This window comes from Microcoleus sp. MON2_D5 (assembly GCF_036701905.1).
In the GTDB taxonomy this organism is placed as follows: domain Bacteria; phylum Cyanobacteriota; class Cyanobacteriia; order Cyanobacteriales; family Microcoleaceae; genus Microcoleus.
Map to the genome: position 1 here is coordinate 1 of NZ_JAUBRM010000171.1, position 6,028 is coordinate 6,028.

The following is a 6,028-nucleotide window of genomic DNA, read 5'->3' on the forward strand; positions in this document are numbered from 1 at the left end:
TTAATTAATCCGAAACATCTTAAAAACTGGTTTACTAATTGCTGCTACTGTACCTCATAACATCCGGAAGTGCTATAATAACTGTAAGCAACGAGCTTCAACCCTAACTTTCCTGATAGAGCTTTACCAATCTTTGAGGTGACAGATTATGTTGATGCGCTACTGGCAACCCTTCACGGAAATTGAAACCATCCGCCAGCAACTCGATAAAGTTTTTGACCAACGGGCAACAGCAAGAGATAACTCAGAAGCCGCTTGGATGCCTGCTCTAGAATTGGCTGATGCTGGGGACAACTTCATCTTAAAAGCGCAACTGCCCGGAATTGACCCCAAAGACATTGACGTTCAAGTCACTCGTGAAGCAATTTCTATCTCTGGCGAACGCCGCTAGGAAAACACTGAGGAAAAATCTGGGTACGTCCGTTCTGAATTCCGCTATGGCAAATTCCACCGGGTGCTTCCCTTGCCCTCACCCATTCAAAACGACTCTGTGCAAGCTGAATGCAAAGATGGCATTCTAACGCTAACACTGCCCAAAGTAACTGAAGCTCGCAATAAAGTCGTCAAGATTAACTTAGCCGAAATTGCTGGAGCTTCAACGAATCCAGCTTTGGAACAGGCTAACCAATAACGATCTGCTGTGCTTAATGGAGTGAGGCAAATTTTCCTTTCATTGAGCCTGATTGGATTTACTTAACAACGGAACTGGAAAAGCTGATACCGGGAGCTACCATTGCTCTCGGTATTCTTTATTTTGGAAAGCCGATCGAAAAGTTACCTACAGATGCCGTGGATTGGCACTGATTCCAGTTAGTCTGCCAAAATATTTCAGACTGGTCGGCCTCAATTTCATACAGTCTGTGAACCGGAGGAGGATTGGCGATCACCTCTAATCACTGGCTTATCTGTGGTAAAGTAGCACAGCTAGACAGACCCTGCCAGCTCAAGCGCGATAGTTAAAGCATCTCAACCAGGTGATACATCAATTCCGAAAGTAGCCGCCCGATTTGATGTGAGTAAAGCATCTGTCCAACAACTGATGATTTTCTACTTTCCCAATTCCTCAATAGATAATTAGCCGATGAATATCCATACCCTCTTGAGCCAAACCGAACGCCAACGGGTAAGCGATGGAGCCGTTTTACCCATCTTGAGCGGTTGCCAATCCTCTATGAGGCAATTGGTGCTGTTCTTGCCACAATTGGGAGACTTCGACAGCCTTGAATATGCTTGGTGGTTGCGACGGGACGCTCAACGGCTTGAAGCACAAGGGATAGCAATCCGAGCTGTGGGAATTGGTTCACTCTCCTCGGGTCAGCGATTCTGTAGCTATACAGGATTTCCTGCCGACTGTTTGTTTGTAGATCCCAGTGCCCAACTGCACCAACAACTTGACCTGTATCCAGGTTTATCGTTAAAACTACCCGGTTTATCGGCTGCTATGAATGCTTACCTCAATCTATTGTTCATGTGTGCAGGGATTGGTAGCCCTGGGACTCTGGCAGAAGTATGGAGAGGATATCGAGGCGACGCAAGAGCACCTCAATTAATTGGTGATGATGAAATTATTCAGGCTTTCCCTCTTCCAGCTCTCAGAGGCTCCACTTTCCGGTGGGCAGGTGGCAAAGGTTTCCAGCGTCCATTTGAATTGGCAACTTTGCGGCTGCGGAATATGGGAGAAGTGCTGAGTAATTGGAAAACCTATGTTCCAAATGCTGCTTATCTCACTCAACGAGGCGCAACTTTCTTGTTTAATGCTCAGGGAGATTTAGTCTACGAACATCGAGATCGCGCCATCCTTGGTTTCGCTGCTGATATGAGCAATCCCCTGACATTTCTCTCATAAATGGTGGCTGATGGAGACTCGTTAGGGCAGGGCGATATGCACTAACTACTACACTTATGGTGGGACTTGTAGGAGCCAACTATACCCTGTCCTACGAAGTAGTTTGGACTTACGTCTTCAAATACTCGCCTAAGAGCCCAACATTAAGTGATAGTCCTGAACTCACGTATCTAGCAACTCCTGTAAAATCTGTTCTACTGTTACCTTCAGCGGAGGTAAATTATTCTGTACGATCGCCCAAACTAGGTTCAGCGAAACTCGGAAATATTCATGCACTACAAGATTCCTAAATGCTACAATTTGCGCCCAAGGCACTTGGGAATATCGGCTAGTTAACTCGGACGATAACGCATTTGTTGCTTCTCCAATAATTTGCAGGTGATGAACAATCCAAATTTGAATCAATTCTTGGCTGTCAAATTCCTGCCTGCCAAGGCTTGCATATCGTTCAATTGCAGCTATTGCATCTAATATATCTTGCAGCCGTTGGGCTTCCCGCCTCCTAGCGGTACAGCTTCCTGCAAAACGCGCTCGCGAATGCGTTCTTTGAGCATATCCACTGTGGCGATATCAACCTTGCGATTGAGTAGTTGTTCTAAATCGAGCAATAGCCCGCCTGGAAACCAAGGCGTGATTTTCTCTAAATCGTAATCCACTAACAAATCAATATCGCTTTCTGGTGTCGCTTCGCCCCGCGCTACCGAACCGAATACGCGCACATTGTAGGCTCCATGCTTTTTGGCAATGGCGAGAATTTGCGATCGCTCACAATACAGTAATTCTTGAATGCCTAATCCTGTTTTGCTCATCAAGCCCTCCTCAACGCCTTAAGATGGTGCCTCCCACACTGGGGTCATTGCTAGTTAATCAGCGAAAGTAGTAAATCTGTAAGCACTCAAAGCCAAGCTATCAGACATTGTAGAGTATTGTAGTATGCTCTCATAAGCTTTCAGAGTTAACAGGAGTTCATCTGGGAATGGAAATTGAACCATACGACCCTCGCCACCTTGATGCTGTTATTGGTCTTTTGCATGGGGGAGAAAATTTATGGATTTGGAAAAACTATTTCAAGCCGGAGATTTAGCACAGCAAGCTGGTGAATATGTTGAGGCTGAGTCAATATGGAGGCGTTTTCTGAAGCACGATCCTGATAATGCGTATGTCTACCTCAAGCTAGGAATGGCTTTGGATTATCAAGGTCAAGGTGAGAAAGCTATCTGGGCCTACCAAAACGCTATTAGGATTGCACCTAATTATTCAGCAGCTTACCTGAATATGGCTGCCACACTAGCCGAGTGGCAAAGATTTTCCGAGGCTATGACAGTCTATCGAAAAGCGATCGAGATTGATTCGAGCCAACCACAGGCTTTTGTTGGTCTTGGTATGGTACTTGTAAATCTAGAGAGATACGGCGAGGCAATTACTAATTTTCAACAGGCAATTCAAGTTGCTCCTCAATCTGCTGCTGCACATTACCATTTAGGTGTTGCTTTGAATAAGCAGGGCAGATACGAAGATGCTATCAGCGTACTTCAGCGCGCCACAGAACTGGCACCCAATTCGGTTGTTGTATATCAATACCTCGGACAAATACTTGGTAATCAAGGTCGATTTGATGCAGCAATTGCAGCATTTGAAGAAGCGATAGAACTCGATCCAAGCTATGCGACAGCTTACTATAACCTGGGATTTGTGCTCAATGCTGTAGACAGAACGGAAGAAGGAAAAGCAGTCATCCAAAAAGCTTTGTTATTAACACGTCAACAGACCGAGCGGTAAAAAAAGCAGTATAGTCCTGTTCGGAACTCTATTTATAACGGTTCTAATTGGAACTTCTAGAGATTGGTACGACTAATGCTTGGAAAGTAAAGTGTACCGCATCCTACCCTTCAACTTAGTTTTGTAGAGAAAGAAAAGTCTTAGAACTGCCTATTAAAACACAATCAAATCGTCTGCCAATTTGAAGCATTTGAATTTTTTTCACGAAAGCAGATGCGGAATGCTAGGGAATTTAAGCTACAAACAATTAGAAGAGAATTGCTGTGATATCTCGAAGGTCGCAATCCTTGTTCCGCGATCGCTCGATCGTTCTGCGTTTCTCGATCATCGCCCTTGTCGTTTCATTCTTGCTGCTAATCTCTGCGGTAGTAGGTGCTATTAACTTCGAGTGTTTGATATTGCTGAATATAGCGATCTAGCTCTTTGCAAGGCGGTAGCTGGTGGGGATAAAGCACACCTGGCCAAGGGTCGTAATTCCAACCAGAAGTGCCGATGTGAACACTCATCGCCTTTTTACTCACTCCACCGATAAGCGTGTGAATTTAAGCGTAGTCGGGCCGCATCGCTACCGCACTACTAACCGAACTCGCTTTGAGCCGGCAAAAATCAAATGTTGGTAGCGGCACAACTTCAATGCCAGCGGTACGGAGTCATCGCCTGGTTGTCAGGTTCTCGCCCATTTTTGCCACAGGCTATGATGGGGATTTACTTGGTAAACCGATCGCAGCAGTTAATTCCAACCGCATTTTGACCGCTACGATCCCCGTTCCCTCAAAGCCCCGCTCTGAAGAGAGGAATTCGCAACTAATAAAACTTACATGGATTCACGTTTGATAAGAGGGATTTTCAATAAACCTAATAAACTGCTTTCCTAATTCTGTAGTTTTGCTTTCTTGACTATACGAATGATTCTTTTTAATGAGAGTATCAATGTCTTCCTGGTGCTTAAAAGTTTTCATTTTAATCTCTTTTCCTCCCCTTTTTGTTGGTTGATTATACACACCCATAGAAATCTGAGGCATAGCAAATCCCAACCTTTGCAAATATATATCATCATCATCTTCTTCCGTAATGTAAACTTCTCTTAAACTTATCAATCCCCGGTCTGCCAAGTCTTTCAAAACCTGATTGTATATAGCCCTATTTTGCTCTAACATAGGAAAATATGTGTGTAATTCCTCTGGGGCATACCTATCCAGGTAGTGAAGGTGCTTTAGAGTTGAGATATGAAGTTCGGTAAAACCATCAATCCAGTAGAGAAACATCGCTAAAATATCATCCTCTAAGGCTCTGGGAAGAGATGAATTGAGAACTATATTTCTCAAAGCTTCAACTTTTTGCTCCTGATGAGTGCGGCGAGCTATCTGAGACGCATGGAGAAAAGTTGTCAGAAAAACGGGACTTTCAAAATCAACTGATTCGATTTTAGATTTTAGCTCTTCTAATTCTAGGACTAAAATTTCTAAAAATTTGTAACTCCTTTTCGTTGCCGGAGACACGATATAGCTCTCGAAAAAGCCTCCGAGTAACGACCCAACTGGTGGTAGAGAATTAACAATTCCTTTGACCATATTATAATTTTTGTCAGAATTATCGCTCTCAAAAGCCGCTTTGAGCTTTTCTTCGAGCGAGTCTTGATTTTGAGGGTTGTTGCTCATAGTTACTTTTCGCAAAAGGATTTATAAAGCGTAGCGTTCGCTTTTAAGAGGTTGATTAGAATTTTCCGTATTGCTAAGAGTCGGTTTTCACTACCTAATCCCAGAACTTGTTGCCGCTCGCCACCAATACGCCAATTTTTATCGAGTCATGTTTGGTTTCACATTACCTGCTGATTCACAAGCAAGGACGTGACAAGCTCAACCCAACCTACAGCGAAGGGCGATCGCACTCGTTCCTGCTCTGCGAAGGCTCCGCCTCAAGCAAGCGGTAAAGCTGCATCGGAGCGGTAGGTTGCGACATAGGTTAATCTTGGAGAAGACCGATATAGGGGGTGGTATCCAGCAAAAGTGACGGATAGCACCAAAGAACCCGGACTTAACCTGCTTTCGTTTCTGTTGAATTCCTTAAAACTAAGGTGTTATCCAGCAGATACGACGGATAATCCTGGAAGGTAAATATTATCCAGCACATCTGTTGAATACTGAAGTTTCTCCTGTCCCGGCTTAACCGGGTAGCGACGATGCTGATTAGGCAAACAAAAACAGCCCTAAGTTCCCTAGGTTATGAACTAGATTGCCGCGAGGAGGCTTTTGGTTATCTAAGGGATTCCTCCGATGTACTCGGACAGCCAGAGCAATTGCGACGGAGGATGCAACAAGACGGTTATTTATACTTAAAAGCCTTTCTTAACTCTCAAGAGGTTTGGCAAGCTCGTCAGGAAATTGCAGCTTGTTTAGCTGCTGA

8 protein-coding genes and 2 pseudogenes are annotated in these 6,028 nt (G+C 44.3%); 6 read left to right on the forward strand and 4 right to left on the reverse strand.

Going from position 1 to position 6,028, the window contains the following annotated elements:
• Positions 1-148: 148 nt before the first annotated feature.
• The 3 genes and pseudogenes from QUA47_RS31135 (at position 149) to QUA47_RS29925 (ending at position 1,846) form a co-directional block, all read left to right on the forward strand.
• A complete protein-coding gene (locus QUA47_RS31135; protein WP_445302560.1) occupies positions 149-391 on the forward strand; it encodes an Hsp20/alpha crystallin family protein in 243 nt (80 codons plus the stop codon).
• A gap of 18 nt (positions 392-409) precedes the next feature.
• Positions 410-631 (forward strand): annotated as a pseudogene (locus QUA47_RS31140) (Hsp20/alpha crystallin family protein); the annotation flags it as partial.
• Between the two features lie 450 nt (positions 632-1,081).
• Positions 1,082-1,846 carry a peroxiredoxin-like family protein gene (locus tag QUA47_RS29925; RefSeq protein WP_333433489.1) on the forward strand — a complete coding sequence of 255 codons (765 nt, stop codon included), beginning with the start codon at positions 1,082-1,084 and terminating at the stop codon, positions 1,844-1,846.
• A gap of 162 nt (positions 1,847-2,008) precedes the next feature.
• Here QUA47_RS29925 and QUA47_RS29930 read toward each other — a convergent pair whose 3' ends face one another.
• Both QUA47_RS29930 and QUA47_RS29935 read right to left on the reverse strand, forming a co-directional pair.
• Complete coding sequence (locus QUA47_RS29930) at positions 2,009-2,329, reverse strand: HepT-like ribonuclease domain-containing protein (protein ID WP_333433494.1); 321 nt, start codon at positions 2,327-2,329, stop codon at positions 2,009-2,011.
• Complete coding sequence (locus tag QUA47_RS29935; protein WP_333433490.1) at positions 2,314-2,655, reverse strand: nucleotidyltransferase domain-containing protein; 342 nt, start codon at positions 2,653-2,655, stop codon at positions 2,314-2,316. The genes QUA47_RS29930 and QUA47_RS29935 overlap by 16 nt, the downstream gene beginning before the upstream one ends.
• Before the next feature lie 238 nt (positions 2,656-2,893).
• On the opposite strand from QUA47_RS29935, the gene QUA47_RS29940 reads away from it, so the two are divergent.
• Positions 2,894-3,625: a tetratricopeptide repeat protein gene (locus QUA47_RS29940; protein WP_333433491.1), complete on the forward strand. Its 732-nt coding sequence runs from the start codon at positions 2,894-2,896 to the stop codon at positions 3,623-3,625.
• A gap of 353 nt (positions 3,626-3,978) precedes the next feature.
• Here QUA47_RS29940 and QUA47_RS29945 read toward each other — a convergent pair whose 3' ends face one another.
• A complete protein-coding gene (locus QUA47_RS29945) occupies positions 3,979-4,131 on the reverse strand; it encodes a hypothetical protein (protein ID WP_333433492.1) in 153 nt (50 codons plus the stop codon).
• A 104-nt stretch (positions 4,132-4,235) separates the two neighbouring features.
• On the opposite strand from QUA47_RS29945, the gene QUA47_RS29950 reads away from it, so the two are divergent.
• Positions 4,236-4,376 (forward strand): hypothetical protein, encoded by a 141-nt coding sequence (locus QUA47_RS29950; protein ID WP_333342273.1) that lies wholly within the window; start codon positions 4,236-4,238, stop codon positions 4,374-4,376.
• A 73-nt stretch (positions 4,377-4,449) separates the two neighbouring features.
• Here the strand turns inward: QUA47_RS29950 and QUA47_RS29955 are convergent, their stop codons facing one another.
• Entirely contained in the window at positions 4,450-5,283 is an 834-nt protein-coding gene (locus QUA47_RS29955) for a hypothetical protein (protein WP_333433493.1), read from the reverse strand.
• Between the two features lie 521 nt (positions 5,284-5,804).
• Here QUA47_RS29955 and QUA47_RS29960 point away from each other — a divergent pair.
• Positions 5,805-6,028, forward strand: a pseudogene (locus QUA47_RS29960) (phytanoyl-CoA dioxygenase family protein); the annotation flags it as partial.